At 68.6% G+C, this 26,414-nt stretch carries 22 protein-coding genes and 3 pseudogenes; 15 read left to right on the forward strand and 10 right to left on the reverse strand.

The features are described 5' to 3' along the window. Window positions 1-132: 132 nt before the first annotated feature. The 3 genes from NS2_RS24025 to NS2_RS24035 form a co-directional block, all read right to left on the reverse strand. On the reverse strand, window positions 133-1,608 hold the full coding sequence (locus NS2_RS24025) for an alpha/beta hydrolase (RefSeq protein ID WP_161789510.1): 1,476 nt from the start codon (window positions 1,606-1,608) through the stop codon (window positions 133-135). 525 nt (window positions 1,609-2,133) lie between these two features. Then, window positions 2,134-2,442, reverse strand: coding sequence for a hypothetical protein (locus NS2_RS24030; RefSeq protein ID WP_033089632.1), 309 nt, complete (start codon window positions 2,440-2,442; stop codon window positions 2,134-2,136). Window positions 2,443-2,554: 112 nt separating this feature from the next. Then, a complete protein-coding gene (locus tag NS2_RS24035; protein ID WP_033089633.1) occupies window positions 2,555-3,493 on the reverse strand; it encodes an acyl-ACP desaturase in 939 nt (312 codons plus the stop codon). Between the two features lie 457 nt (window positions 3,494-3,950). On the opposite strand from NS2_RS24035, the gene NS2_RS24040 reads away from it, so the two are divergent. Beyond that, the gene (locus NS2_RS24040) at window positions 3,951-4,934 is read left to right on the forward strand and encodes a lysylphosphatidylglycerol synthase transmembrane domain-containing protein (protein WP_033089634.1); all 984 of its coding nucleotides are present in this window, start codon (window positions 3,951-3,953) and stop codon (window positions 4,932-4,934) included. A gap of 19 nt (window positions 4,935-4,953) precedes the next feature. On the opposite strand, the gene NS2_RS24045 is transcribed toward NS2_RS24040, so the two are convergent. After that, complete coding sequence (locus NS2_RS24045; protein ID WP_033089635.1) at window positions 4,954-5,208, reverse strand: hypothetical protein; 255 nt, start codon at window positions 5,206-5,208, stop codon at window positions 4,954-4,956. A gap of 93 nt (window positions 5,209-5,301) precedes the next feature. On the opposite strand from NS2_RS24045, the gene NS2_RS24050 reads away from it, so the two are divergent. Further along, window positions 5,302-5,655: a YggT family protein gene (locus NS2_RS24050; protein ID WP_230464572.1), complete on the forward strand. Its 354-nt coding sequence runs from the start codon at window positions 5,302-5,304 to the stop codon at window positions 5,653-5,655. A gap of 59 nt (window positions 5,656-5,714) precedes the next feature. Then, window positions 5,715-6,227, forward strand: a complete 513-nt coding sequence (locus tag NS2_RS24055) for a mycothiol transferase (RefSeq protein ID WP_033089637.1) — start codon at window positions 5,715-5,717, stop codon at window positions 6,225-6,227. On the opposite strand, the gene NS2_RS24060 is transcribed toward NS2_RS24055, so the two are convergent. Further along, entirely contained in the window at window positions 6,196-7,155 is a 960-nt protein-coding gene (locus NS2_RS24060; protein ID WP_052086762.1) for an oxidoreductase, read from the reverse strand. The genes NS2_RS24055 and NS2_RS24060 overlap by 32 nt on opposite strands. A gap of 53 nt (window positions 7,156-7,208) precedes the next feature. Continuing rightward, a complete protein-coding gene (locus NS2_RS24065; RefSeq protein WP_143161272.1) occupies window positions 7,209-8,627 on the reverse strand; it encodes an ABC1 kinase family protein in 1,419 nt (472 codons plus the stop codon). 177 nt (window positions 8,628-8,804) lie between these two features. Between NS2_RS24065 and NS2_RS24070 the strand changes: the two genes are divergently transcribed. Then, on the forward strand, window positions 8,805-9,395 hold the full coding sequence (locus NS2_RS24070) for an SRPBCC family protein (protein WP_033089638.1): 591 nt from the start codon (window positions 8,805-8,807) through the stop codon (window positions 9,393-9,395). A gap of 104 nt (window positions 9,396-9,499) precedes the next feature. Then, window positions 9,500-10,750: a KasA/KasB family beta-ketoacyl-ACP synthase gene (locus NS2_RS24075; protein WP_036547099.1), complete on the forward strand. Its 1,251-nt coding sequence runs from the start codon at window positions 9,500-9,502 to the stop codon at window positions 10,748-10,750. Here NS2_RS24075 and NS2_RS24080 read toward each other — a convergent pair. Beyond that, window positions 10,744-11,472, reverse strand: coding sequence for an SDR family NAD(P)-dependent oxidoreductase (locus NS2_RS24080; RefSeq protein WP_052086765.1), 729 nt, complete (start codon window positions 11,470-11,472; stop codon window positions 10,744-10,746). The genes NS2_RS24075 and NS2_RS24080 overlap by 7 nt on opposite strands. Before the next feature lie 71 nt (window positions 11,473-11,543). On the opposite strand from NS2_RS24080, the gene NS2_RS24085 reads away from it, so the two are divergent. Beyond that, complete coding sequence (locus NS2_RS24085) at window positions 11,544-12,539, forward strand: SDR family NAD(P)-dependent oxidoreductase (protein WP_052086766.1); 996 nt, start codon at window positions 11,544-11,546, stop codon at window positions 12,537-12,539. 131 nt (window positions 12,540-12,670) lie between these two features. Here the strand turns inward: NS2_RS24085 and NS2_RS24090 are convergent, their stop codons facing one another. Both NS2_RS24090 and NS2_RS24095 read right to left on the reverse strand, forming a co-directional pair. After that, complete coding sequence (locus tag NS2_RS24090; protein ID WP_033089639.1) at window positions 12,671-14,008, reverse strand: ABC1 kinase family protein; 1,338 nt, start codon at window positions 14,006-14,008, stop codon at window positions 12,671-12,673. A 113-nt stretch (window positions 14,009-14,121) separates the two neighbouring features. Continuing rightward, complete coding sequence (locus tag NS2_RS24095; RefSeq protein WP_033089640.1) at window positions 14,122-14,898, reverse strand: GntR family transcriptional regulator; 777 nt, start codon at window positions 14,896-14,898, stop codon at window positions 14,122-14,124. 175 nt (window positions 14,899-15,073) lie between these two features. On the opposite strand from NS2_RS24095, the gene NS2_RS24100 reads away from it, so the two are divergent. The 9 genes and pseudogenes from NS2_RS24100 to NS2_RS37775 all read left to right on the forward strand — a co-directional run bounded on the left by NS2_RS24100 (window position 15,074) and on the right by NS2_RS37775 (window position 24,838). After that, window positions 15,074-16,519, forward strand: a complete 1,446-nt coding sequence (locus NS2_RS24100; protein ID WP_045438743.1) for an ABC1 kinase family protein — start codon at window positions 15,074-15,076, stop codon at window positions 16,517-16,519. Window positions 16,520-16,580: 61 nt separating this feature from the next. After that, window positions 16,581-17,141: a DJ-1/PfpI family protein gene (locus tag NS2_RS24105; RefSeq protein ID WP_033089641.1), complete on the forward strand. Its 561-nt coding sequence runs from the start codon at window positions 16,581-16,583 to the stop codon at window positions 17,139-17,141. A gap of 114 nt (window positions 17,142-17,255) precedes the next feature. After that, complete coding sequence (locus NS2_RS24110; RefSeq protein WP_081986137.1) at window positions 17,256-18,404, forward strand: TDT family transporter; 1,149 nt, start codon at window positions 17,256-17,258, stop codon at window positions 18,402-18,404. A gap of 181 nt (window positions 18,405-18,585) precedes the next feature. Beyond that, a complete protein-coding gene (locus NS2_RS24115; protein ID WP_081986138.1) occupies window positions 18,586-19,158 on the forward strand; it encodes an RNA polymerase sigma factor in 573 nt (190 codons plus the stop codon). Next, window positions 19,155-19,862: a QcrA and Rieske domain-containing protein gene (locus NS2_RS24120; protein ID WP_033089642.1), complete on the forward strand. Its 708-nt coding sequence runs from the start codon at window positions 19,155-19,157 to the stop codon at window positions 19,860-19,862. Before NS2_RS24115 ends, NS2_RS24120 begins: the two co-directional genes overlap by 4 nt. A gap of 304 nt (window positions 19,863-20,166) precedes the next feature. Beyond that, window positions 20,167-20,468, forward strand: a pseudogene (locus NS2_RS24125) (cupredoxin domain-containing protein). Window positions 20,469-20,524: 56 nt separating this feature from the next. Then, a pseudogene (locus NS2_RS24130) lies at window positions 20,525-21,427 on the forward strand (metallophosphoesterase family protein). A 163-nt stretch (window positions 21,428-21,590) separates the two neighbouring features. Continuing rightward, window positions 21,591-22,808, forward strand: a complete 1,218-nt coding sequence (locus tag NS2_RS24135) for a L,D-transpeptidase (protein WP_033089643.1) — start codon at window positions 21,591-21,593, stop codon at window positions 22,806-22,808. 188 nt (window positions 22,809-22,996) lie between these two features. After that, on the forward strand, window positions 22,997-24,838 hold the full coding sequence (locus NS2_RS37775; protein ID WP_052086767.1) for a hypothetical protein: 1,842 nt from the start codon (window positions 22,997-22,999) through the stop codon (window positions 24,836-24,838). Between the two features lie 33 nt (window positions 24,839-24,871). Here NS2_RS37775 and NS2_RS38505 read toward each other — a convergent pair. Further along, window positions 24,872-26,404, reverse strand: a pseudogene (locus NS2_RS38505) (phytoene desaturase family protein); the annotation flags it as partial. Window positions 26,405-26,414: the final 10 nt, after the last annotated feature.

The following is a 26,414-nucleotide window of genomic DNA, read 5'->3' on the forward strand; positions in this document are numbered from 1 at the left end:
GGACACTAGCATGAACCCAACCGTTTCAGACCTGTTTGGTCAGCCGCCCAGGGTACCGGTTCGACAACGTCCGCTACAAACCCGCAACCAGCGGTTACGGCTATCACGACGCAACGAACGGCGGGTGCGGGCTCAGTGCGGAGGGCGGCCCGCGATGATTTCCCCCTGGATCGCGAGCCCTGGATTGCCAGGCTCCCAGTAGTTTCCGTGGGCGAGCACATCAATCGGCAAGGCGCGCAGCACCGGAAGGTCGATACTCGGCCCCGAAGATGTGAAAACTGTTGCGCGAAATTCGCGATCCACCGGATCCACCCCGTGCAGAAACTGACCGAATCTCGGCACCGGGTCCGCCTGGTCGGCGGTGGCAAACACATGCGCACCGTTGCGGCCCGCAGGAATACCCTCCAAGCGCAATTCCGAAACGTTCCCGACACCGACGCCCGGGCTGCCCACGAACACCACCGCATCGGCGGCGAGCGAGTTAGCTCCGGACGCCGCGGCGCCGATCACCGTGCTCCCGTAGCTGTGCCCGATGACGGTGTTGTGGGACGCGATCCCGGCGTGTGTGGCCCGCAGTCCGGCCTCGAATCGATCCAGGGCGGGCGCGCCCGCCCTGGCCCGCCGATCCGCCATGGCATCCCCGACATCCGGTGGCGCGTCGTATCCGTACCAGGCGATGACCGAAGTCTTCGCCGTGGGATCCGCGCGCCGTGCCGCGTCGAGCAGCGCCCGGCACCGGTCCATGCCCACCCCGATCGCGGTGAGCGGGGAGCCGGTGCCCGGCACGAAGGTCGCGACATTGGCGGCGGTATCGGGATTGTTCAGTGCGATCACGCCGTGTCCACGCTCGTCGACGCCCAGCAGCAACCGCCCGGACGCACTCGTGCCGATCTGATCGGCCAGTGCCGCGTAACCGGCCAGCCGCGTCCGTACCTCTTCCCGCGCGGCCTCCCACTGCCGCTGCCGACTCCACCCGTCCGCGGTCGCGGGCAGGTTCGCACCGCGCGCCCAGTCGGGATGCCGATCCGCCAGCCGCCGCCCCTCGGCTTCGGCGGCGGACCGCAGGCGCGCCAGGGCCAGCCGGTTGTAGTGGTCGCGGGCCAGCGCGGGCAGCCCGTCCCGGCCGCCGATCAGCGGATCCGCGGCGAACAGTGCGTCCCGATCGGCGGGCGGGAGCGAATTCCACAGTGCACAAAGCTCTTTCGGGTCCTCCGGCAGATTCACCGCGCCGTCCAGGAAACCGGCCACCCGTATGGGCCCGCCCCCGCGCGGGTCGGCGTTCAACACCTCGAGCGCCTCCCCGGCGGCACGCAGCCGATTCCCCACCTGCTCATCGGTCTCCCCCGCGGCATCCAGCAGGGCTCCCAACCGCGCCTCCAGTTCCGCCGCCGTGGCATCGAACCCGGCCTGAAACACCAAGTCCAACACCGCGTTCCCCGTATCCGACCGCGGCGCCGTGACCGCCCCGTCCTCGCAGATCCGGCACCCGTGGGCCCGCGCCTCCCCCTCGATCTGCCGCACCAGCTCGCACACCCGCTCGAGCGCCGCCGCTGCCGCCAGCGCCTCGGCCACTTCGACCAAAGCGGCCCCGATGTGACTGGCGGCCACCTGGGACTCCACGGCCCGCAGTGCCGCAGCCGCCCCCGCTTCCCCCTGCCACCCTCCCACCGCCGCATCGATCACCCGCCCGACCCGCCCGATAGCCCCCGAAAACGCCGAATCAGCCTCCACCACAGTCGCACTGGCCGACCCCGCGACCCCCGGACTCCACCCCAGCACCTGTGACACCACCGCCCTCGCCATGCCACCGCCTGTCCGAGCCACCGAATTTGGTCCCCGAGAAGCCGGAAACGCCTTCCTGCCGCCAGCAGCGCCCGCCGCAACCGCCCGCCGTGCGTCCCGTCCCGCCGAGACCCTGTGCCTCCGCTCCGCCATCAGCCGATCGGGATATCGTCCGCCGCCTGTGCACCCCGGTTTGCGGGCTGATGCCGCAGCCCCGTCACCGGCGCGCTTCGGCCGGAATCCGCCGCGGCCGCTCGAAAACCGCTGGTGTGGATCCCGACCGGACTCAGGCCGGGACGACGGGAATTCCGCGAGAACAGCTGGGGCACCGAGGCCGTGCGGACGGGGCGGTCAGGAGGTGCCGTGTAGATAGGTGCCCAGCTGGGTTTCGAGGTTGTGCTGGGTTTCCTCGTAGGTGGTGGCGCCGTGATCGGCGGTGTCGGCGAATGTGTTCAGGTGGGTGGACATTCGGCGGAGGGCGGCCAGCAGCGGTTCGGTGACGCCGAGAGCGGCCGAACCGGTCGCGGAGTTCGGCATGGCGCGGGCGACCTGGGCTATGAGGTCGATCGGGTCGATGGCCGCGATGGCGGTGGCCTCGTTGCGGATGCCCGCGGCCATGATTCGGAGCGCCGTCAGATCGGTGCGGAGCATGTCTGTCATGTCTTCCCCCTTCGTCGTCCACACAGTAGCGAGGGTCGGGTGGGAGGGCAGGGCGAGAAAACCGGAATGTGGATAACGCAGTGGCTGTTCACATTCCGGCGCGATGCGGTGGTCAGCGGTCGGCGCGGGCGGCGTCGCGGGCCAGGGCGCGGGCGCGCTGTTCCTCGAAGCGGACCACGTCCTTGCCGAGTTTGTCGAGGTAGGACGCGAGGTCCTCGCGGGTCTGCTCGCCGCGCGGAGTGAAGTCGGTGCGGGAGAAGATGTTCCATTTGCGCAGCACGGGGAGGATGACCTCGTCGAGGTGCTGGCGCAGGTCGTAGATGCCGTGCTTGGCGATGAGGACGCTGTTGCGGCGGAAGTCGGGCATGCCGGCGCCGGGCATGCGGAAGTTCTCGATGACGGCGGTGATCGCGGCCAGCGCGTCGTCGGGGACCAGATCCAGCGCCGCGCCGCAGATATTGCGGTAGAAGACCATGTGCAGGTTCTCGTCCGCGGCGACGTGGGTGAGAATGCGGTCTGCGATGGGGTCCCGGCAGGCTTTTCCGGTATTGCGGTGGGAGACCCGGGTGGCGAGCTCCTGAAATGTCACATAGGCGACTCCGTGCAGGACGGCGTGGTCGCCGGTGCCGGCGGGGTCGTCGACGCCGTGGCCCATGCAGGTCATCCGGGCCCGTTCGAGCGCGACGGGATCGACGCCGCGGGTGACCACGAGGTAGTCGCGCAGCACGATGCCGTGCCGGTGCTCCTCGGCGGTCCAGCGGTCCACCCAGGTGCGCCACGCGCCGTCCCGGGAGAAGGACTCGGAGATGAGGCGGTGATAGGAGGGCAAATTGTCCTCGGTGAGCAGATCGGTGATCATGGCGGCGCGGGCCACCGGGTCGAGCCTGGATTGCTCCGGCTCCCAATCGATTCCGCCCATGGCCGCGAAATTGCGGCCCTCGTCCCAGGGCACGTAGTCGTGCGGGTGCCACTCCTTGGCCATCGATAGGTGCCGGTTCAGATTCGCTTCCGCCACCGGCTCCAGTTCGGCCAGCACTGCCGTCGCGGTCATCGATGCTGCCGTTGCCGTCGTGGATACCGCCGTCGCGGTCGTGGATTCAGCCACGTCGTGTCCCTGCTTGTACGACTTGTCCGGATCTGGGCCGTTCCCGGCGACCGATCCGCATCCGCTCGCGAGCCTACTCGGATGTCGCGCGAATCGCTCTGCGGCGCTTTCAAGACGACCGTTCCGTTCCCGAGAACTTTTGCGACTATTCGGGCAAAGCCGCGGCGATTTGCGCAATGCCGATCCCCGCGCCGCGCCGCGCGTTAATGTTGATCCGCGCGTACGCGATTCACCAGGGAAATCACGCCTGCATTACCTGAGGAGGGGGCAGATGGCGGCCGTTCCCGCAGCGGCGAGAAAGGCCGATCCCACAGCGGCGGCAGAGGTCACAGCGGAGCCAACGGCCGCAGCGCCGACGAAGTCCGCAGCGGCGAGAAAAGCATTGCCGACCATAGTCTTCACCGTGGCGATAGCGGCCGCGGCGGTCTGGCAGCGCAAGGCGGTGCTGGCCGGACTGCACGCCCTCGCCGGGGCCGATCCACGCTGGCTGATCGTGGCCGCGCTGGCCACCCTGGCGCTCTGGCCCACTTCGGTTTTCATGCTGCGCGGATCCATCCCCGCCGACACCTCCGCCCGGCAACTGTTCGCCCTGCAACTCGCGGTGCCCGCCATCGGATTGGTCCCCGCCGCCTCGCTGCTGCTGCGGCTACGCTTCCTGCGCCGAACCGGGCTCAGCCACACCGGCGCGCTCGCCTCCATGGCGCTGATGGGTTTCGCCGCACTGGTGGTGCGAATCCCGCTGGTGGTGATCGCGGCGCTGGCCGCGCCGGGCCTGATGAGCCGCAATGGCGCGCAACCGCCGTGGCACGACCTGGGTGCCCGCGCCGCAAGCTGGTGGCAGCACGCTGTCGGCGAGAATCCTTGGCGCACGGCCGGAATCATGATCGCCGCGCTGCTCGTGACCGCCGCGCTGGTGGCCACGGCGGCGCTGGCCCTGCATCGCCGGGTGCGCGCGCACGGCGGGTGGCGGGGGCTGCCCGCGCGCCTGCGCCATGCCCGCTCGGATGCGGAATTCGCCTGGAAATCGGTGGCCGCCACCGCGGTCCGGCCCAGGCAGGCCGCCGCGCTGTGGAGCTGCGCGCTGCTGCAGCCGCTGCTCATGGTGGTGGCGCTGTGGGCGGTGCTGCACGCCGTCGGCGCGGACCTCAGCCTGCCCGACACCTTCGTGGTCGAACTGGTGACCGTGGCCCTGGCCCCGCTGCTGCCCTCCCCCAATGGCGTGGCCACCAAGGAGATCACCATTGCCGCGGGCCTGACCGCCGTCGCGGGTCTGACCGCCGGGGTGGCGGTCGGCGCAGCCCTGGGATTCCGGCTCCTCACCTTCTGGTGCCAGATCCCGCTGGGCCTCGCCTCATTCGCCTATCTGAACCATCGCCGCGCCATCTAGCCGCGCGGCCGTATCGGAGTCAGTTGTTCTTCTGGCAATCGATGGTGGCGTACTTGGCGACCCCGCCCCAGGTGGTCTGGGCGACGCCGGTCGCCTGCTTCTTGCCCCACTTGGCCTCGATGGTCAGCGTCGGCAGCGTCTCGCCCGCCCACGTCTGTGCATTGCAGGTGTAGGTCGGCACGGCGGCCTCGGCGGGCGCGGCGGCGACCATGCCGACGGCCGGCGCCACCGCCAATACGGCCACGGGCAGGCCGATCAGGTACTTCTTGCTCACGTCGACTCCTTGTGCGATCTCGGGGTGAGCCCGGCAAACAGCAGCCCGAATTCTCGCACGGCTTCGGCGAGCCCGCCCGCGAACGTCGCGATCATGACGCACGATGGGGGCACTTTCGGTGCCCCCGCGGCGTTGATCAGCGTAGGGGCGGCCATTACGAAGGAGTTCGCCATGTCGTTCATCGGGGGCCTACTCGGCCTGGTCCTGACCCTGTTCATGCTGGTGCTGATCGCGCGCCTGATCCTGGACTGGATCGTCACCCTCAGCGACAACCCCCAGGGCGTCCGCAAGCCCCGCGAGATCGCGCACCGGCTCACCGAGCCCGTCATCGCCCCGGTCCGCCGGGTGCTGCGCCCGGTCCGGCTCGGCGGCGTTCAGATCGATCTGGCGTTCACCGTCGTGTTCATCGCCGTCCTGGTACTGCGCGCGGTCGCGTTCAGCCTGTAGCCCGCCCGCGGCTCGTGGTTCCCGGAACAACCTGTGGCCGACGGTGATTGGATGGGGTCATGACGAGTGCTGATTTGCTGGTGGACGGTTTCGGACGGGTCGGGGAGAACGTGCACGGGGCGGTGGCCGGGCTCACCACCGACGAGCTGGCGGCCCGGCTGGATCCCGACGCCAACTCGATCGCCTGGCTGATCTGGCATCTCACCCGCGTACAGGACGACCACATCGCGGAGGTGGCGGGGCTGAAGCAGGTGTGGACCGCCGCGGGCTGGGCGGAACGCTTCGGCCTGCCCTTCGACGACGCCGCCACCGGATACGCCCACACCTCGGCGGATGTGGCCCGGCTGGAAGGCGTTCCGGCCGAGCTGCTGCTGGGCTACTTCGACGCCGTACACGCCCAGACCCTCGAGTACGTCTCGAAGCTGACCGACGCCGATCTCCCCCGCATCGTCGACACCCGCTGGGATCCGCCGGTCACCCTCGGCGTCCGCCTGATCAGCGTGATCGACGACGACATCCAGCACGCGGGTCAGGCCGCCTTCATCCGCGGGGTGCTGCTGCGGCGTCGCTGACCTCGGGCCACTCGTATCGGACACCGGTGAGCCGTTCGCTCAGGCTCCACAGCCAGCGGGCATAGGCGCGGCTGTAGGCCAGCGGGTTCCGCAAGGTCCGGCGCGGGAATCCGGCCACCTCGAATCCCGGTCCGATATAGGTGTTTCCGGGCAGATCGGGGACGGTGGCGGCGAAAAGCTGAGGGAGCGCGCCCATTCGGTCGGGCTGGGCGAGGCTGTGCAGGATCTGCTGCGGAACCGCGGCGAGCGCTCCCGCCAGACCCCGTTCGCCGTTCCGGTCGTAGAGGTTGGTCGCCGAGAGCCCCGGGTGCGCCGCGGTGGCGATCAGGGCGGTCCCGGCGGCGCGGGCGCGCCGATCCAGCTCGGCGGTGAAAAGCAGGTTCGCCAGCTTGGATTGGGAGTAGGCGGGCCAGCGCAGATACAGCCGTCGCCAATTCGGATCGACCGGATTGATGATGCCGCCCCACGCGGCGATCGAGGATACGTTCACCACCCGCGGCCGCTCCGCCCGCAGCAGCGCGGGCAGGATCGCGCCGGTGAAGGCGAAGTGCCCCAGGTGATTGGTACCGAACTGGGCATCGAAGCCGTCGGCGGTGCGCGAACGCGGCACCGCCATCACTCCGGCATTGTTGACCAGCAGATCGACGACGCCGACGCTGACGTCGACATGGTCGGCGGCACGGCGCACCGCGGCCAGATCGGCCAGATCCAGCGGCAGCACTTCGGGTTTCGGGCCGACGGCCGCGGCGGCGACCGCCTTGATCTCGTTGCGGCAGGCCAGCAGCACCCGCGCGCCCTTGGCGGCCAGGGCCTCGGCGGTCCGCAGGCCCAGACCGCTGTTGGCGCCGGTGACGATCGCGGTCCTGCCGGTCTGGTCCGGTATGTCGGCCGCGGTCCAGCGTCGCGGAATTACGGGAGCCGAGCTCATGTGGCGATCCCCCTCCTCTGCCTGTCCCAGACAATCTATCCGAAGATTGCGGGCTACGGCAATCCGGCGGCTCGCGGTGCGACCGTCTCCTCGTCGCGCCGCACCGCCGCGGACACCTCCGGCCACCAGACCGGCAGTTCCCGCGACAGGTGCTCGATCTCGAACAGCGACAGCAGGGCGATGCAGCTGGCGACCTTGCGCGCGAAGGTGGTCAGATCCGGCGGCAGCGTCATCTGCCGGAAGACATTCGAGAGGCGGACGGTGGCGATGGCCGTCACCTGTTCCCGCAGCCAGGAGCTGGTCATGCGGAAATCCGGTTGCAGCGGAATCCTTTTGAACGGCTCGACGACCCGGATCAGCTCCTCGACATCGAATTCCTGCCCGGCGGCCACGAATCCGTGCCGACGCAGCGCGACGTCCAGCTCCGCCGGACCGCCGTTGTAGACCGCGTCGCCGATATCGATGAGCATGGTCAGGAAGTTGTCCGGGTATTTGTCGCACGCGCCGAAGTCGACCGCGGCGATGCGCCCGTCGGGGAGCACGAAGAAGTTCCCCGGATGCACGTCGGCATAGAGCACTCCGCAGCGGCGCGCCATGGCCTCGAGCATGCGGAACACCCCGAGGCCGACGCGGCTCAACTCCGCCGGAGGTCCGGATTCGACCAGCCGGGTGAGCGGACGGCCGTCGACCCATTCGCTGATGAGCACCTCGTCGGCGACCTCGATCACCGCGGGCACCAGGAAGTCCGGGTCGCCGGCGAAGGCGTCGGCGCAGCGCTGCTGATATCCGGCCACGCGCCGGTAGTCCAGTTCGTCGCCGACCATGGCGCACACGGTGGCGATCACCGCGTCCACATCCGCGCCGGGCATGAGCGCGCGCAGCACCCCCGAAAGGCCGCGCAGGTGCGACAGATCCGCGGCCACCGCCTCGCGCGCGCCCGGATACATGACCTTGACCGCGACCGCGCCCCCGTCGTGCCACACCGCGCGGTGCACCTGGCCCAGTGAGGCCGCGGCGGCCGGGCGGTCCTCGAATTCCCGGAACAGCCGCCGCCATTCGGGTCCGAAGCCGCGTTCCAGGGCCCCGTGCACCAGGATCGGCATCATCGGCGGGGCGGAGTCCTGCAATCGGCTCAGCGCCCGCCCGGCGACCTCCGCGGCCTCGAACGGGATGGCGGCCCGGAACAGTCCGGCCAGCTGCCCGAGTTTGGCCGCGCACCCGCGCAATTCGCCCAGCACGTCGGCGAGGTGTTCGGCGGTGCGCAGCTGGATATCGTGCTCGACCTCGGCGGCGGAGGCGCCCATCAGCCGCCGCCCGCGCCCGGCGACCCAGCGCCCGGCATAGGCGACCGGCACCGTGGCGAGCTTGGCGTCGCGGCCGATCCGGGTGGTCGGGGGCATCCCCGTCGCACGCCGCGTTCGCCCGGGAAACCGGATCACCTTGCCGGCCCGGCCGGAATCGATATCCACCATCAACCACACACCCCACACAGTCGCTGCTGCGTGAAGTGTGCCAGGCGAGACTGCCCGCCGACCAGAGACCGCGTGTGGGTGGACAGCAGTATGCGCGGAAGAACCAGCGATGCCTGGCGGGAATCCAGCACCGACCCTATTCTGTCTGAGACAATTCGGTAGTCAGGGAGCAGCGCAATGCCCACCATCATCATCGTCGCCGCCGTGATTCTCGTACTGGGCGCGCTCGGCGCGGGAATCGCGGCGGCCGTCCTGCACGGCTGGTCCCGGGCGGTCGTGGCCGGGGCCGGATTCTCGGTGCGGCAACTGTCCTCCGCACAACTCGACGAATTTCTGAGCGAGGCGACCTTCCGCGTGACCGTGCGGCGCGAATTCCCCTTCCCGCCGCACAAGGTCTGGGACGCCCTGCAACTCGACGGCGCCTTCTCCTGGATTCCGTTCGTCGGCGGGATCCGCTATCTCGACGACTACCGCCGCGAGGGCGCGACGCGCACCTTCGACGCGACACTGTTCGCCTGCGCGGAAAAAGTCGTCACCGTGGCACCGCACAAACAACTCGGCGTCACCGGCACGCGAATTTCGATTCCCTTCGCCATCGACGCCTTCGCACAGGACTACCGGCTCGCCGAAACCACCGGCGGCTCCGCCCTCACCTGGACCATTGCCTTCCGGCCGCGCCTGGGCGCGGGCCTGCCGCTGCGCTGGGCCGCGCCGTTCGTCCGGCCTTTCCTGTCCGCGGCCATCAAGGGTCTGACGTCTCGCATCTGAGTGTCGTCCTGCCGCAATGGGATTCTCGGGTTAGCCTCGCAAGCGCTCGCGAAACCTCTGCAGGAATAGCCAATTGGTCGCAAAGGATACGAAAAGTGAATAGCCTGGCAGACTTCTCCACCCGCAACGGCGGATTTCGCAGTGTAGTGGTGACGGCGGTGGAAATGACCACCTCGATCGCCCCCGATACCGAGGGCACCTGGCAGGGACTGCTATCCGGGGCCAGCGGTATCGCCACCCTCACCGATCCGGACATCACGAAGCTGAACCTGCCGGTCACCATCGGCGGCAAACTCGCGGCGGATCCGACCGACGAGCTCGATCGCATCAAGAAGCGCCGCATGTGTTACGTGCAGCAAATGTCGTATGTGATGGGAAAACGCCTGTGGGCCACCGCCGGTAGCCCCGAGGTCGACAAGGATCGGCTGGGCGTGTGCATCGGCACCGGGCTGGGCGGGGCGGACACCATCGTGGACGCCAATGACGCCATGCGCGACCACGGCTATCGCAAGGTGTCGCCGTTCGCAGTGCCCATGTCCATGCCCAATGGCGTGTCCGGAGTGGTCGGGCTGGAGATCGGGGCGCGCGCGAGCCTGGTCACGCCGGTGTCGGCGTGCGCGTCGGGCAATGAGGCGCTGGTGCACGCGTGGCGGTCCATCGTGCTGGGCGAGGCGGACATGGTGGTGGCCGGCGGGGTCGAGGGCTACATCAATCCGGTTGCCATCGCCGGGTTCTCCATGGCCCGGGCGCTGAGCACCCGGCTCGACGAGCCCGAACGCGCCTCGCGGCCCTTCGATCGCGATCGCGACGGGTTCGTGTTCGGCGAGGCCGCGGCGCTGCTGCTGGTCGAGTCCGAGGAGCACGCGCTGGCGCGCGGGGCGCAGCCCTTGGCGCGGCTGCTGGGTGCGGGGCTCACCGCCGACGGCTATCACATGGTCGCCCCCGATCCGGAGGGGCTGGGGTGCGCGCGGGCCATGCGCCGGGCCATCGAATCGGCGGGGGTGAGCGCCGCCGAGGTGGATCACGTCAATGCCCACGCCACCGGCACCAGCATCGGAGATCTGTCCAAGGCCAAGGGGATTGCCGCGGCGGTCGGGAATCACCCGTCGGTGTACGCGCCCAAATCCGCGCTCGGGCATTCGGTGGGCGCGGTCGGCGCGCTGGAGGCGATCATCTCCGTGCTGACCCTGCGTGACCAGGTGATTCCGCCGACCTTGAACCTCGAGAACCAGGATCCCGAGGTGGATCTGGACGTGGTGCACACCAAGCCGCGGCACACCGAAGTCGAGTTCGCGCTGAACAACTCGTTCGGGTTCGGCGGGCACAATGCGGCGGTGCTCTTCGGTCGCTACTGAGACTTCCGGCCACGCCCGAATCTTCCGGCCAGATAGTCGTCGAGGCGGGCCGGCACGCGGCGGCGGGTAACGCGGATGGGTGAAGGCGGGTTGCGCCCCGCCACCCGGACGATGGTGCGGGCGATGTGCTCCGAGCCGTCTTCGTGAATTCCGGTGTCCGCCGGAGCCGGATCGACGGCGGTGACGCGCACACCGGTCCCGGCGAGCTCCAATCGCAGTCCCTCGGTGAGCATTCGGGCGGCGGCCCGGGTGGCGCAGTACGCGGCGCTCACCGGCATCGAGGTGTCGGCCGCCGCCGAAGTCACGTTGATGATGTGCCCGCCACCGGATTCGATCATCTGCCGCCCGAAAGAGGTGCAGGCGTGTGCCAATCCCCAGACGTTCACGCCCATGAGGCGGTCCCATTCGTCGAGGGTGTGTTCGAGAAACGGTCCGGCCGTGGCGTATCCGGCGGTATTGACCAGCACTTTCGGGACTTCGAACTCGGCACGCACGTCCTCCGCGAAGTCCGCCACGGCCGCCGCGTCGGCCACGTCCACCGCGAAGGGCGTGGCGTCGCCGCCGAATTCGGTGATGCTCTCCGCTGTTGCGACCGCGCGGTCCTTGTCCAGGTCGGCGACGATGACCACGGCCCGCTCGCGCGCGAAGTGCCGGGCCACCGCGCGGCCGATGCCCTCCCCGGCACCGGTTACGACGACAACCTCGTTGTCGAAGCCTGTCATGAGTGGTCTCCCCCGCTGACACCTACTGTCCCAGACAGAGTACACTCTAGCTTTTTCATCGGAGGAGCGGAATGCAGCGCCTGAGACACAAACCCTTCCACCCCGAGATCGCGGTGGTCACCGGTGCGGGCAGCGGCATCGGGCGCGGTACCGCCAAGGCGCTGGCGGCGCGCGGGGCCGAGGTGGTGGTCGCCGACATCAACTTCGCGACCGCGAACGACACGGTGGCACTGATCCGTTCGGCCGGCGGCTCGGCCTTCCCCTACGCCCTCGATGTCGGCGATCCCTTCGCGCTGGAGGCCTTCGCGGAGTACGTGGAATCCGCGCACGGGGTCCCCGATGTGGTGGTCAACAATGCCGGAATCGTGGTCGGCGGGCCGTTCTTCGAGATCCGGCCCGCCGATCTGCACCGCATCGCCGCGGTCAACCTCACCGCGATCGTGCACGGCTGCAAGCTCTTCGGCGCGCAGATGGCCGCGCGCGGGCGCGGCGGGCAGCTGGTCAATGTCTCCTCGATGGCAGCCTTCGCGCCGATGCGGCTGGGCACCCCGTACGCCTTCACCTCGGCGGCGGTGCGGCATTTCAGCGAAACCCTGCGCACCGAACTGGCCGCCGAGCGCATCGGGGTGACCGTGGTGTGCCCCGGCCTGATCGCCACCAATCTGGCCGCCACCGCCACCCTGGCAACGCTGCGCCCCGAACAGGTCGCCATCACCCGCCAGCTCGTGGTGAAGGGCATGACGCTGCTCGGCATGCATCCCGACCGGGCGGGCCGCAAGATCGTCGAAGCGGCCGAGCACAACCGCGCCCTGGTCCCGCTCCGCCTGGAATCGTGGCTGGCTCACCGCCTCACGCGCGCCTTCCCCCGCACCACCCGCACCCTCATGCGGGTGATCACCGGACCCGAGGTCGACCACGTCGTGCGATTCGTGATCGACCACCCCGGTTTCCTCGGCGTGGCCCGGGAGGCGGCCGAGATAATGCCCCAACGTCGCGGACTCCAAACGTATTGGGAGCCGCCCGAATACGATGATCCCCCAGCACCACCGATTCCACTGAGGAGATAGCTCGATGACCGACCGGACCCCCGCCGAACCCCCGACCCGCAGCGCCCGGGTGATCCTGGTCGTCATGGCGATCGCCGTGATCACCGCACTGGTCACCGCGGCCATGGTGGCCGGGGGCTGAGCAGGCGTTACTAGGCGGCCTCGCCCTCGGCGGCGTAGCCGGGGAGCCACTGTTCGACCTGGGCGAGGAAGGGGCCCTCGGCGTCCAATTGGGCGCAGACACCGATGATTCCGCCGAGCACTCGACCGAGCATGACCAGGTCCGGGAGTTCGGGTGGGATACGGACGGCGAGGGTGTTGGTCACGGACATGTTCTTGGCGTCCGTGGCGCGGGCCATGTGGTCCTGGAGCAGGCGGCGGGTGATGTGCAGCGTGGGGCCGTGCAGTTCGGCGACCAGGGGTGCGATCACGGATTTGATCGGTGCCGGGTCGAGGTCGTGGCCGGGGCGGACGAAACCGTTGGCGCGCAGGGCTTCGAAGAGGGCGTCGTAGTCCTGGGCCATGGCCAGGCGGGCCAGTTCGCCGACGACCGGGGGCAGGCCGTCGGGCAGGGCGATGGTCGCGCCGAAGTCGATGATGCCCAGGCGGCCGTCCGGGAGCAGCTGGAAGTTGCCCGGGTGCGGGTCGCAGTGCAGGTAGCCGACGCGCGCCGGGGTGCTCAGCGCGAACTCGGCCAGCAGCAGACCGGCCCGATTGCGTTGCGCCACCGTGCCCTCGGCGATGATGCGGTTCAGCGGCACCGCGTCCATCCACTCGGTGACCATGACCTTCGGCGCGCTCGCGATCACCTTCGGGACGAAGAAGCGCGGATCGTCGGCGAAGGCCTTGGCGAAGCGGCGCTGATGCTCGGCCTCGATGCGGTAGTCGAGTTCATCGGCGGTGCGCTCGACGAATTCGTCGATGAGCGCGCGCACGTCGACACCGGGCATGAAGACGCCGAAGGTGCCCGAGAGCATCTTCAGCAGTTTGAGATCCGACATCAGGGCCTCGTCCGCGCCCGGGTACTGGATCTTCACCGCGACCACGCGGCCGTCCTTCCATACCGCGCGATGCACCTGGCCGATGCTGGCCGCCGCCACCGGCCGGTCCTCGAATTCGGCGAAGCGCTCCCGCCAGCCGGTGCCCAGCTGCTCGTCGAGCATGCGATGGGCCTGCTGGACCGGCATGGGCGGGGCCTGATTCTGCAAGCGGGTCAGGGCCTCCCGGTAGCGGTCGGCGAAGCGCGGCGGGACCGCGGCCTCGGCGACGCTGAGCGCCTGGCCGAGTTTCATGGCCCCGCCCTTGAGTTCGCCGAGCACGCGGAAGACCTCGTCGGCTGCCTTGTCGATGAGGGCCTCGTCGACGGCGCCGCGTTCCGCGCCGGTGATGATGGCCTTGCCGGTGGCGGTCAGGCGGCGCGCCACGATTCCCATGGGCAGGGCGGCCAGTTTCGCCGAACGTGCCAGACCGGTCCGTCTCTTGCCTGCCATGGGTGCCTCGATTCGGTTCGCCGTCAATGGGGTTCGGGTGCCTCGCCCACCCTCGAACCTAAATTGTCTCAGACACCACGTCAATCGGTATGTATCGCAACATTTTCCCGATCTCAGGCCGTAGCGCCGTGCCGCTGCTCCTCGGAATCGACATCCAGGCCGACCAATTCGTCGAATGCGGCCAGCACCTTCTCGTGGTACATGCCGAACAGATCCTCGAACAACGCCAGCTGCGCCTGCGAGGGACCGCCCTCGGACTCCCACACCGCCAGCAGCGCCCGCCACACCAGCACGTGCAGGTCGGGCGAGACCGCGAAGTAGGCCTCCACCGCCTCGGGCACCTCGAACAGCATCTCCCCCACCGAGTTCAGCACCGCGCGCTGCATGGTGTGGCCGAGATCGGTGAGTATCAGGCGCACCAGCCCCACCTCGAGCTCGAGCAGGCGGGCGTGATCGGGCTCGGGAACGCGGGCGCAGGTTTCGAGTTCGTCGACCGCCGCGGTCAGCGCCGCCGGGTCGATGCCACGCTCGGCCTCGGTGTAATCCAGCAGCGCCTCGAGCACGACGGCGCGCTCGGTCGCCACGATATTGCCGAACATCTCCGCGGCCACCTCGGGCGCGTGCATGGAGAGCCGGAAGAGCCTGCGGTACACGTCGACCCCACCGCCGCCGCGCACATCGCGCACGGTGAATCCGCGCCCGCGATGCGCGTCGACGAACCCGTAGGACTCCAGGCGCCCCAGCACCAATTGCGCGGTGGCCCGGTTCATCTCGAATTCGTCGGCGACCTGGCGGACCGACGGCATCAGATCACCGGGCGCGTACTCCCCGGTCGCGACGCGGCGAGCGAGCTCGTCCGCCACATCGGCGACAACCGTCTGGGCACCCATCCTGTCACCTTTCGACAACTATCGGATACGTCCCAGACAGTTTAGACTTTCGTGTGCCAAACTGCACGTGCATGCACCCCCGGCGGGCCGCGAATCAGGCATGACGGTCGTCACGTATCTCCGGAAGGAATACGGCCCGGGAATGTCGTGCCGTAAGCACACGACGAGGTGAGCAATGTCGATCCGGCGAATCGGGGTACCGGGGGCGGACGGGGGCCGGCCGCCCGTGCGCGCCGCCGTCCGCAATGCCAGAATCGCCGGTCTCCCGGTCGCTTTCGCCGGACGCCAGGTCGCCGGGGTCGGCAAGCGGGCGCTGGGCCGCTCGGCCGCCGAGGTCGACCTCGAGATCCAGATGCGTACCGCCCAGCACATTTTCGAGGTGCTCGGCGAATTGAAGGGCTGTGCCACCAAGCTCGGCCAATTGCTCTCGCTGTATGAACTAGCGCTGCCCTCCGAGATCGCCGCGCCGTACCGAACAGCCCTGGCCCAACTCCAGGATTCGGTGCCGACCATGCTGCCCGGCACCGTGTGCGAGGCCATGGCCGCGGGCATGGGCGAGAACTGGCGGCGGCACTTCACCGAGTTCGACGACCGGCGCGCCTCGGCGGCCTCCATCGGGCAGGTGCACCGCGCGGTGTGGCGGGACGGGCGGCCGGTGGCGGTCAAGGTGATGTACCCCGGCGCGCACCGGGCGGTGCTCGCCGATCTCGAACAGCTGCGCCGAATCTCGGTGCTGGCCACCGTTTTCGCGCCCGGCGCGGATGTACCCGCGGTGACCGAGGCCATCTGCGCCTGCGTCGCCGAGGAACTCGACTACGCCGCCGAGGCCGAGCACCAGCGCCGCTTCGCCGCGGCCTACGCCGACGACCCCGACTTCGTGGTGCCGAATGTGGTCACCCAGCGCGGCGATGTGATCGTCACCGAATGGCTCACCGGCACACCGGTTTCCCGCATCATCGAATCCGGGGCGCCCGCGGAGCGCAGCCGCGTCGGCATGCTCATCATCCGATTCCTGCTGTCCTCGTGGTCGCGCACCGGACTGTTGTACTGCGATCCGCACCCGGGCAACTTCCGGGTGCTGCCCGACGGGCGGCTGGGCGTGATGGATTTCGGGGCCTGCACGCCCTGGCCGCCCCCGGGTTTCGAGCAGCTCGTCGGCGACCTGATGGACGCCGCGTTCAACGGCGGCATACCGGAATTGGACGCCGCGATCCGCCGCCACGGCTTCGTCCGCCCCGGCCGTCCCTATGATGTGGCGGCGCTGGCCGAGGGCCTGGACACCGTCGGCGAACCGCTCACCGTGCCCACTTTCCACCTCACCACGGCCTGGCTGCGCGGCCACGTCCGCTCGGTGCTGGCCCCCCGCCTGTCCAACGTGCACCGCCAACTCGACATGCCCGCCTACTTCACCCCCTTCGCGCGTTCCTTCCTCACCGCCCTCGGCGTGGTGTGCCAACTCGAGACCGAGGGCCCCATCCGCGCCGAATTCGCCCGCTGGTCACCGGAATTGGCGGCCGTCTTCGAACGCTACGACGCCGATCGCGCCCAGCCCACCGACCTCGCGGTGGTCCGCCACCTGCGCACTGTCCCCACCGGCCGCCGCGCCTCGGTGGTCGGCTGACGATCCGGAAACGGGTTCGCCGCCCGGGTGTCGCGGCCTACCATTTCCTGGGAGGTGCGCCATGACGAAGGTGCTCTTGATTACCGGAGATGCCGCCGAGGATCTCGAGGTCATGTACCCCTACCAGCGTCTGCTGGAGGAGGGCTACGAGGTCGATATCGCGGCACCGACCCGGAAGAAACTCCAGTTCGTGGTCCACGACTTCACCGAGGGCTTCGACACCTACACCGAGAAGCCGGGCCGAACCTGGCCCGCCGATCTCGCGTTCGCCGAGGTCGACCCGAGTCAGTATGCGGCACTGGTCATTCCGGGCGGCCGGGCCCCGGAGTACCTGCGCCGAGATCCGGATTGCCAGCGCATCGTCCAGCATTTCGCGGCCGCCCACAAGCCGATCGCCGCACTCTGCCACGGACCGCTGATCCTGGCCGCCGCCGGCGTACTGCGAGACCGTTCCGCGAGCAGCTACCCGGCGCTCGAACCCGACGTGCTCGCCGCCGGCGCCCAATGGGTCGACAGCCCCGACCACATCGACGGCAACCTCATCACCGGCCGCGCCTGGCCCGACCACCCCCAGTGGATGCGAGCCTTCCTCGAGGTCCTCCGCAAGGAGGTCGGGAGGTAGCGCAAGCCTGTCGGCGGGCACAGGGCGGGTCCGGGGAGGGGCATAGGGCGGGTCTATGGATGCATCGGATTGTGACTGCTACCGGGGGATGTGGGGGTCGGCGAAGGTTGAGGCATGACCACTTTGTCCTTCCGCCGCACCGCTGATGCAGTCCCTGCAACCCGGGCCGGAGCGTCCGCGCGGGCGGGTGAGCGGGAGGGTTGGGAGCCGATTCGGTACCTGGCTCCCAACTGGTTCGCCGTGGTGATGGGCACCGGGATCATCGCCAATGCCGCGGCCACTCTGCCCTTGCAGTTCGTCGGCTTGCGCGCTGCCGCCACCGTGGTGTGGGGGTTGGCCTCGGTGATTCTGATCGTGCTGGCCGGGGCCTGGGTGCTGCACTGGCGGCGGTACCCCGACGAGGCACGGGGGCACGGGATGCATCCGATCATGATGCAGTTCTACGGCGCGGTGCCGATGGCGCTGATGACCGTCGGCGCCGGAACCCTGATGCTCGGCAAGGACGTCATCGGACTGACCGCCGCACTGACCGTGGACTGGGTGTTGTGGTCCGCCGGAACCGTTTTCGGGTTGCTGACCGCCGCCAGCATCCCCTACCGGATGATCACCCGGCACAGTTTCGACCCGGACTCGGCCTTCGGCGGCTGGCTGATGCCGGTGGTGCCGCCCATGGTCTCGGCCGCGCTGGGCGCGCTGCTGGTCCCCTATGCCCCCGAGGGCCAGGCCCGCCTGACCATGTTCGTCCTCTGCCTGGCCATGTTCGGCCTGAGCCTGATCGCCGCCCTGGTCACCATCACCCTGATCTGGTCGCGCCTGCTGCACCACGGCCTGCCCCCGGTCGGCATGGTCGCCACCGTCTGGCTGGTGCTTGGCCCGCTGGGCCAGGGCGTCACCGCCTCCGGTGCGCTGGCCAATGTCGCACCCACCGTGTTCGACCAGGACCAGGCCACCGGACTGCAGGTCTTCTCGATGCTGTTCGGCATTCCCGCCTGGGGATTCGCCATGCTGTGGCTGGTGCTCGCCATCGCCGTGACCTGGCACGCCCGCAAGTCCATGCCCTTCAACCTGACCTGGTGGGGTTTCACCTTCCCCCTCGGCTGCTGCGTCACCGGCAGCACCGCCCTGTACCAGCACACCGGGGCCAACCTGTTCGCGGTCACCGCCGTGACCCTCTACGCCCTGCTGGTGGCGGCCTGGGCCGTGGTCGCCGCCAAGACCGTGCGCGGCATCATGGTCGGAACCCTGCTGCGCCCCGCCCGCTAGATCCGCGATTTCCCCGGCCGGGGTGCGCCACGAGCGCATCCCGGCCGTCGCGCGTCCGGCCTCGACCGGGACGAACCGTGCCCGAAACCGCCGAAACCGCCGCACTGTAACCCCGTTCGCTATCTACTGACAGGCGTGAACACGCGTCGTTGTATTCGGTTTATGCGGAAAGCGGCGGTTCATGGTGCGAGGGGTGGAATCCGAGCGCCGGACGCGGCCCGCCACGAGTTCCGGCTCGGGTCGGGAGTTGCGGCTGGTGGCCGGTGACAGCTACGCCAGTTGGGAAGCGGTGTACCGGGATAACGTCACCTGGGTGTACGCGTTGATGTTCGGCAAGGTCGGCAACAAGCCCGACGCCGAGGATCTGACCGCCGAGGTGTTCACGGCAGCGCTCAAACCGCTGCGCATCACCGCCAGCGCCCCGGAGGTGCGGGCCTACCTGCGCGCCACGGCCCGCACGGTGCTGGCCGCGCACTGGAAGGCGCGCATGGGCCGGGAGATCACCACGATCGAGGGCGATATCGCCGACGATCCGCCCGAGGAACTCCCCGATTCCGGGGCCGAGGGCCGGGCGAAGGCGGTGCTGGCCGAACTCCCCGACCGCTATCGCGCCATCCTGGAACTGCGTTTCCTGCAAGGTCTTTCGGTCAAGGAGGCGGCGCAGAGCCTCGGTGTGACGGTGGCGAATGCGAAAGTGTTGCAGCTTCGGGCGTTGCAGATGGCGTCCCAGCGCAATGAGCGAGGTGTGCGGTGAGTGGGCGGGAAGTGCGGCGGTTCGTCGACGAGCTGCTGGCCGGTAAGAAATCCACGGGGTTCTCCCCCGACGAGGCCGAGGCCGAGGAGATGCGCACGGCCATCGAACTGCGCGCCGCGCGCCTGGGCAGCGACGCGCCCAGCGAGGAATTCCTGAGCGGCCTGCAACGCCGCCTCGCCGCCGAACTGGACGACGAGCCCGCCGCGGTGCACCCGATCGGCGGTCCGGCCACCGGTTACCGCCGCCGCAATCTGCTGATCGGCACCTCCGCCGCCGCGGCCGCCGCGACGGTCGGCGCGGTGGTGGACCGCACCCTGATCGGCCACGGCCAACCGGACGCCCCACCCGCCGCGAAGCAGGCTCCCCTGTCCCCCAATACCGGCGCGTGGCTGGCCGTCGCCCGCTCCTCGGATCTCACCGAGGGCGCGACGATCGCCTTCGACGTCGGCACGGTGAACGGATTCGTGCGCCGCGACAAGGGAATTCCGGTCGCGGTTTCGGGTGTGTGCACCCATCAGGGCTGCAAGCTGTGGCTGGACGCGCCCGCCGAACGGCTGCGCTGCCCCTGCCACTCCACCTCCTTCTCCATCGAGGGCCAGGTGGTCACACATCAACTGCCGGTGGCCCCCGCGCCGCTACCCCTGGTCCAGGTCCGCGAAAACAACGGCACCATCGAGGTTTTCGCGCCCACCGAGCCCGCATAGATCTCAAGAGCCAACGGGCACAGCGGTTTCCGACTCGTGTAACCACCGCCCCTATCTGCAGATGACCGGTTCGCAGCAGCGAACGGACCCATCCCGGATGGAGGCCCGGACACCCATGAGACCCACCCGCAGCCCCCGGCGCGTCGCCCTTGCCGCCCTCGCCGCCGCGGCCACCCTGCTGACGGCGGGCGCGTGCAGCTCCAGCGGTGGCGGCAAGGCCCCCGACAATGCCGCTCCCGGCATCACCTTCGCTTCCGGCACCGCTACGCCCGGCATGGTGCCGGACGGCAGCGGGCCGACCGGTATGCCCGGCATGTCTGTGCCGGGCTCGTCCGCCCCAGCGGCGGCACCGGCCGGCCCGAATGCCGTCACCATCGACAATTTCGCCTTCGGCCCCAGCTCCCTGACCGTCAAGGTCGGCACCACGGTGACCTGGACCAACCATGACGAGGAACCGCACACCGTGGTCGCCAACGACGGCAGCTTCCGCTCGCCGACGCTGGGCAACAACGCGACCTACACCTTCACCTCTCGAAGGCGGGCACCTTCGCCTATGTCTGCTCGATTCATCCGTTCATGCACGCGACCGTGGTGGTGACGCAATGAGCACGCGCGATCCCGATGACCACTACGACGAGGACGCCGCCCGCGATCCGCAGCGGATGACCCGACGCCAGCTCATGCGCCACAGCGCGTGGTTCGGTGCGGCGGTCGGCCTGGCGGTGGTCGGCGGCGAGGTGGTCTCGCACGTGGCCGGTACCGCACTGGCCGCGCCGGAGCGGCCCACCCTGCGCTTCGCTCAGGTCAGCGACAGTCACATCGGTTTCACCGGCACCGCCAACACCAGCGTCACCGACACCTTCAGCGAGGCCATCTCCCAGGTGAATTCGCTCGGTTACGAGCCCGATTTCATCATCCACACCGGCGATCTCACGCACCTGGCCACCCAGGAGCAGTTCGATCAGGTCGAGCAGATGATGCAGGGCTAGAAGACCCCACACGTGTTCACCGTTCCGGGAGAACACGATTCGAGCGATGACGGCGGCTCCCGATACCGGTCGGTCTTCGGTAGCGGAACGCGCGGCGACGGCTGGTACAGCTTCGATATCGCGGGCGTCCACGTCATCGGACTGGTCAATACGCTGAACCTGAAGAACCTCGGACATCTCGGACAGGACCAGCTGGATTTCGTCCGGCAGGATGTCGCCGGATTGTCCAGTGACACACCGATCATCGTGTTCAGCCACATCCCGCTGTTCGCCATGTACCCCCAATGGGGCTGGGGCACAGACGATGCCACCCAGGCGCTCAGCTATATGAAGCGCTTCTCCTCGGTGACCTGCCTCAACGGCCATGTGCACCAGCTGTTCACGAAGACCGAGGGCAATGTGACCTTCTACAGCGGCACCACCACCGCCTACCCCCTGCCCAAGCCCGGCGACGGCCCCGCGCCCAAGCCGGTCACCCTGCCCGCGGGCAAGCTGCACGAGGCGCTCGGAATCCGGGAGGTCATCTACCAGAAGGGTCAACAGCAGCTCGCTATCAAGGAACAAACGTTGAAATGACCACGCCCGATCGGCATGTCGCGCGGGTGTCTCACATCGTTGTGATTTCGTCGGCGAGACCTGCCGCCGGGAGATCGAAAACGGCGGGTAATCTACTAGGCTGGCCAGTAACAAGCTGCTGTGCAGCAGTGCGGCGCACGGCGATTACAGGGAGGGAGAGCCTATGCCACCCCGCCGTTTTCGGACGAACGCCGCCGCGAGCGTATTAGTGGCGCTGGTATTGGTGCTGACGGCGTGCTCGTCGAGCCTGCCGAGCGGGAAGGTGGGTCCGCGCACCCCGGTCGCGCAATCCATCACCGTCACCCCGGCGCAGGGCTCGGACAAGGTGGACCCGTCGGCTCCGGTCAAGGTGAGCACCTCCAGCGGTGTGCTGACCGATGTCAGCCTCACCAATGAGGACGGCAAGGTCATCGAGGGCACCTTCACCCCCGACAAGACGGCGTGGAAGCCGAACGAGCAACTCGGCTACGGGCGCACGTACACCCTCAAGGCCGCGGGCGAGGACGTGACCGGTCTCACCGGGCCGGTCACCTCCACCTTCACCACCATCTCGCCGAAGAACCAGACCAAGGTGTATCTGAACACCACGGGTGGTCAGGCCATCGTGGACGGCAACAGCTACGGCGTGGGCATGGTCATCGTCGCGCACTTCGACGAGGACATCGCCGACCGCGCGGCCGCGCAGAAGCGACTGGTCGTCACGGCCGACCCGCCCGTGGAGGGCGCCTGGTACTGGATGGACAATCGCAACGCCCACTTCCGGCCCAAGGAGTACTGGAAGCCGGGCACCAAGGTGAGCGTGGCGGCCAACCTCTACGGCGTGGAGGTCGGCAACGGCCTGTTCGGCCAGGAGGACTCCAAGGCCAACTTCGTGATCGGCCCCTCGCACGTGTCCATCGCCGACGACAACACCCACCAGGTGCAGGTCTTCGAGAACGGGCAGCTGGTCCGCACCATGCCCACCTCCATGGGCCGCGGCGGCAGCGAGACCATCGCGGGCAAGACCTTCACCTTCTGGACCATGCCCGGCACCTACACGGTGATGGACAAGGCCAACCCGGTCATCATGGATTCCTCCACCTACGGCCTGCCAGTCAATTCCCGGCTCGGCTACAAGGAGGCCATCGGCTGGGCCACCCGCATCAGCACCGACGGCATCTATCTGCACCAGCTGGATTCCACGGTCTGGGCCCAGGGCAACACCGACACCTCACACGGCTGCCTCAACCTCAATGCCGAGAACGCGCAGTGGTTCTTCAACTTCGCGCAGCCCGGCGACGTGGTGGAGGTCCGCAATACCGGCGGCGCGCCGCTCGAGGTGTGGCAGAACGGCGACTGGACCCTGAGCTGGGACCAGTGGCTGGCCGGTAGCGCCCACTGAACCGACCAGTCTCCCAAAATTTTTCATACCAAACGACCAGTCGAAGTGAGTCCACGGTTGCCGGGTTCGGTCCTATACTGATTCCCGCGTAACCGTCTGGGCTCGGGATCGGTTGCCTGCCACTATTTTTCGCGTCGACGCCGCTGATCCAGCAGTGCGGGGTCCGCCGCTGGAGAAGGGCCATGCAAATGGCGAACAAAGGCACCTCGCTGGTCAACGGGCAGTATCTCCGGGGAGATGATCTCCTCGTCTCCAACAATGGGAAATTCTCCTGCTATATGCAGGACGACGGGAATCTGGTCCTGCTGCACGGCCAGGATCTCGCTCGCCCCTACTGGTCGGTCGCCTCCGACGCGATCGCAAACTATGTCGGGCAGCGCGCGCAGGCGGGTCCGTACTACGCCGAAATGCAGACCGACGGAAACCTGGTGCTGTACAACGGCAGCGATCCGGCACATCGGGGCGGACCGTACTGGGCCACCAAGACCAGCCAGGCTGCCGCCCGTTTCACCCTCGACATGCAGGACGACGGCAATCTCGTGCTCTACCGCCTCGGGGCGGCCGAGGCGAAGACCCCGCTGTGGGATTCGAAGACCTGGTGGGCGGGATTGCAAGTCGGCAGCGGGGCGCAGGTGCTGAACACCAACCAGTGGATCGGCACCGACACCTATCTGATTTCGCGCGACGGCAGATACGCCGTCTACCTCCAGGGCGACGGGAACCTGGTGGTCTTCCCGACCCATCCGACCTCTCCCGCGATACCCGACCTCGCCCGTCCGCTGTGGTCCATCGCCTCCGATCCGACCGATCAATACGTCGGCACGGCGACGCCCGGCGGCAGGTATTACGCCCAGATGCAGGACGACGGGAATTTCGTGCTCTACAACGGCAGCGATCCCGGGCACCGGGGCACGCCGTATTGGGCGTCGGGCACCGCGCGAAATCAGAAGGGCGAGTTCTCCTTCGGCATCGAGAACACCGGCGGGCTGATGGTCTGTCAGGGTTCGGGCGCGCTGTCCGACAGCGCCGTCATCCGACGGGTGTACCCCTACCGTTCCTGGATGGGATCGCTCGGCGCGCATTTCGCGAACCGCCCACTGCATCAGCTCGTCATCCCCGGCACCCACGATTCGGGCACCTACGGATTGGATCCGGGCAAGGGTTTCTCGAGGGATTCCAGCGCATTCGGCGATTTCCTGGATCCCACCGGAAACACCACGCTCGCCTGGGGCAGATCCCAGGACCGCGACATTCTCACCCAATTGCGTTCCGGTATCCGCTTCCTCGACCTGCGCGTCGAGAACCGCCCGCACCCCCATCCGATCCAGCCCCACGGCGGCCCCCACCCCGACGACCGGCCCTGGCAGCACCGCATCCACATCGTGCACTCCCTCTACGGCCCCAATGTCGCGGAGGTCCTGGTCCCGGTCGAGCAGTTCCTGTCCAATCACCGCAAAGAGGTTGTCGTCCTCTACTTCTCGACCAATGTGAACCGGTCCATGGATCCCCCGGCCTGGCAGGGCTTCGCCGACTACGTCACCGCCCTCTTCGGTAACCGCCTGGCCCCCGCATCCCTCGGCACCGCCGTCACCCTCGACATCCTCTGGTCCCGCGGCCACCAGGTGGTCGTCATCTGGGAGGACCCCGCCACCGCCACCACCCACGGCTTCTGGCCCAAAGACGCAGTCCTGGACAAGTTCTGGTACAGCAACGACGACCCGAGCCTGGCCGGTCTGAAATCCAACCTGGAAACCTCCCTCCGCGCGAAGTCGAACACCAAGCTCTCCCTGACCGCCTGCGCCATCGGCGCCACCACCAAACTCATCGAAGCCGGTCAGTTCCCCAATATCGACAGCAGCCAACTGGGCCACCCCAAATCCCTGCACGAGGTCGCCGTCCAGGTGACCCCCGCGGCCATGCACTGGGTCCAAACCGACTGGAACAAACTCCCCCTCAACATAGTCACCAGCGACTTCTACCAGATCGGCAACGAAGTCGACCTCGCCATCACCCGCAATATCCTCACCTGACGCCCGGTCTCGACTCCCGCTGATCACCGCGTGCAGGTGGCGGCGAGCCCGGCCCCGAATACCGTTGCGGTGCAGTGCGGCACGTGCGGCGTACGCGCCGCACGCGCCGTGCACGGCCCCACCGGGATGTGCGGCCGAACTACCCAGGTACAGACCACGCACAAAGGTTTCCGGACCACCGAGACCCGGAATCGACCGGAAGACGGCCTGCTGGTGGAGCGCCAGGGTCCCGCCGATGCGGGTGCCGATCGCGGTCATATCGCTGGGCCGCTGCACATTTCGGCCGATCAGGGCGTCGCCGAAGCCCGGCGCGTGGGCCTCGATCACCGCGTCGATGTGCGCGGCGAGCTTGTCGGCGGAGCTGTCGTCGGTGACGCCGCGCGGCATCAGGGTGTAGGCCCACGCGGATTCGGTTCCGGCCGGTGACCGGGTCGGATCGCAGGTGGTCATCTGGCCGAGCAGCAGGAACGGCCGCGACGGCGCCGCGCCACAGGCCAATTCGGCACCCCAGCGGATCAGCCCGTGCGCGTCCGCGCCGAGATGCACGGTGCCCGCACCACGCAGTTCCGGCGAGTTCCACGGAATCTCCTGTGATACCGCGTAATTCACCTTCACCACGGCGCTGTCGGGTTCGAATCGCCGCAGATCCTCCCGCACTCGCGGCGGCACCACGTCATCGGGCAGCAGCCGCCCGTACAGCGCGGGTGCGGGGGTGTCGGCGATCACGGCGCGCCGAACGGTGAATGTCTCGTCACCGGCGGTGCGGACCGCCGTGACGCGGCCATCGCGGATCTCCAGCCGGGAAACCTCCACGCCACTTCGCAATTCGACCCCGCCCGCCCTGGCCCGGGCGACCAGGGCGTCGGTCAATCCGCTCGCGCCGCCGACCGGGCAGGGAAAGCCGCTGTCCTGCGCGAGCATGGTCAGCAGCCAGCCCGTCGCCCCGGACAGCGGAGCATTGACCGCCAGATCGCCGTGCCCGCAATTGCCCAGCAGCAACAGCCTGGCCTGCTCGCTACGGAAGAGCTCGCGCGCCATGGTGTCGGCCGGGAGCGTCAGGAATCGCGCCAGCCGGGTCAGCTCCGGAATCCCCATGTCGCGAACCAGTCGGATGGTGTGCCGAATCGGATGCCGACCACCGAATCCCGCTTCCAGCAATGGATCTCGAAGCCGCCGCCACTGCGCCAGCAGTTCCAGCCAGGTCCGGGCATCGTCGCGATGATGACGGCCCAATTCGTCGACGGTGCGCTGCGGATCCGGATACAGGGCCACCGCGTCGTCCGGCGTACGCGCCGCGGCGAGCACGGTCGGCGCATGGGCCCACCGCAACCCGTGATCGGCCAGACCCAACCCGCGCAACACGGGCGAGACAACGGCCATCGGATGATTCGCGCTGTACAGATCCGACCGGAAACCGTCGAACAGCTCCGCGGACCGGACCGCGCCACCGAACTCGGGCTCCTGCTCGAGAACCAGCACCTCCCACCCGGCATCGGCCAGCAGATTCGCGGCGACCAGGCCGTTGTGTCCGGCTCCTACGACGACAGCGTCGAAATGTCCTCCCACGCAATCGATC

It is taken from the genome of Nocardia seriolae NBRC 15557 (assembly GCF_007990715.1).
Lineage (GTDB): Bacteria > Actinomycetota > Actinomycetes > Mycobacteriales > Mycobacteriaceae > Nocardia > Nocardia seriolae.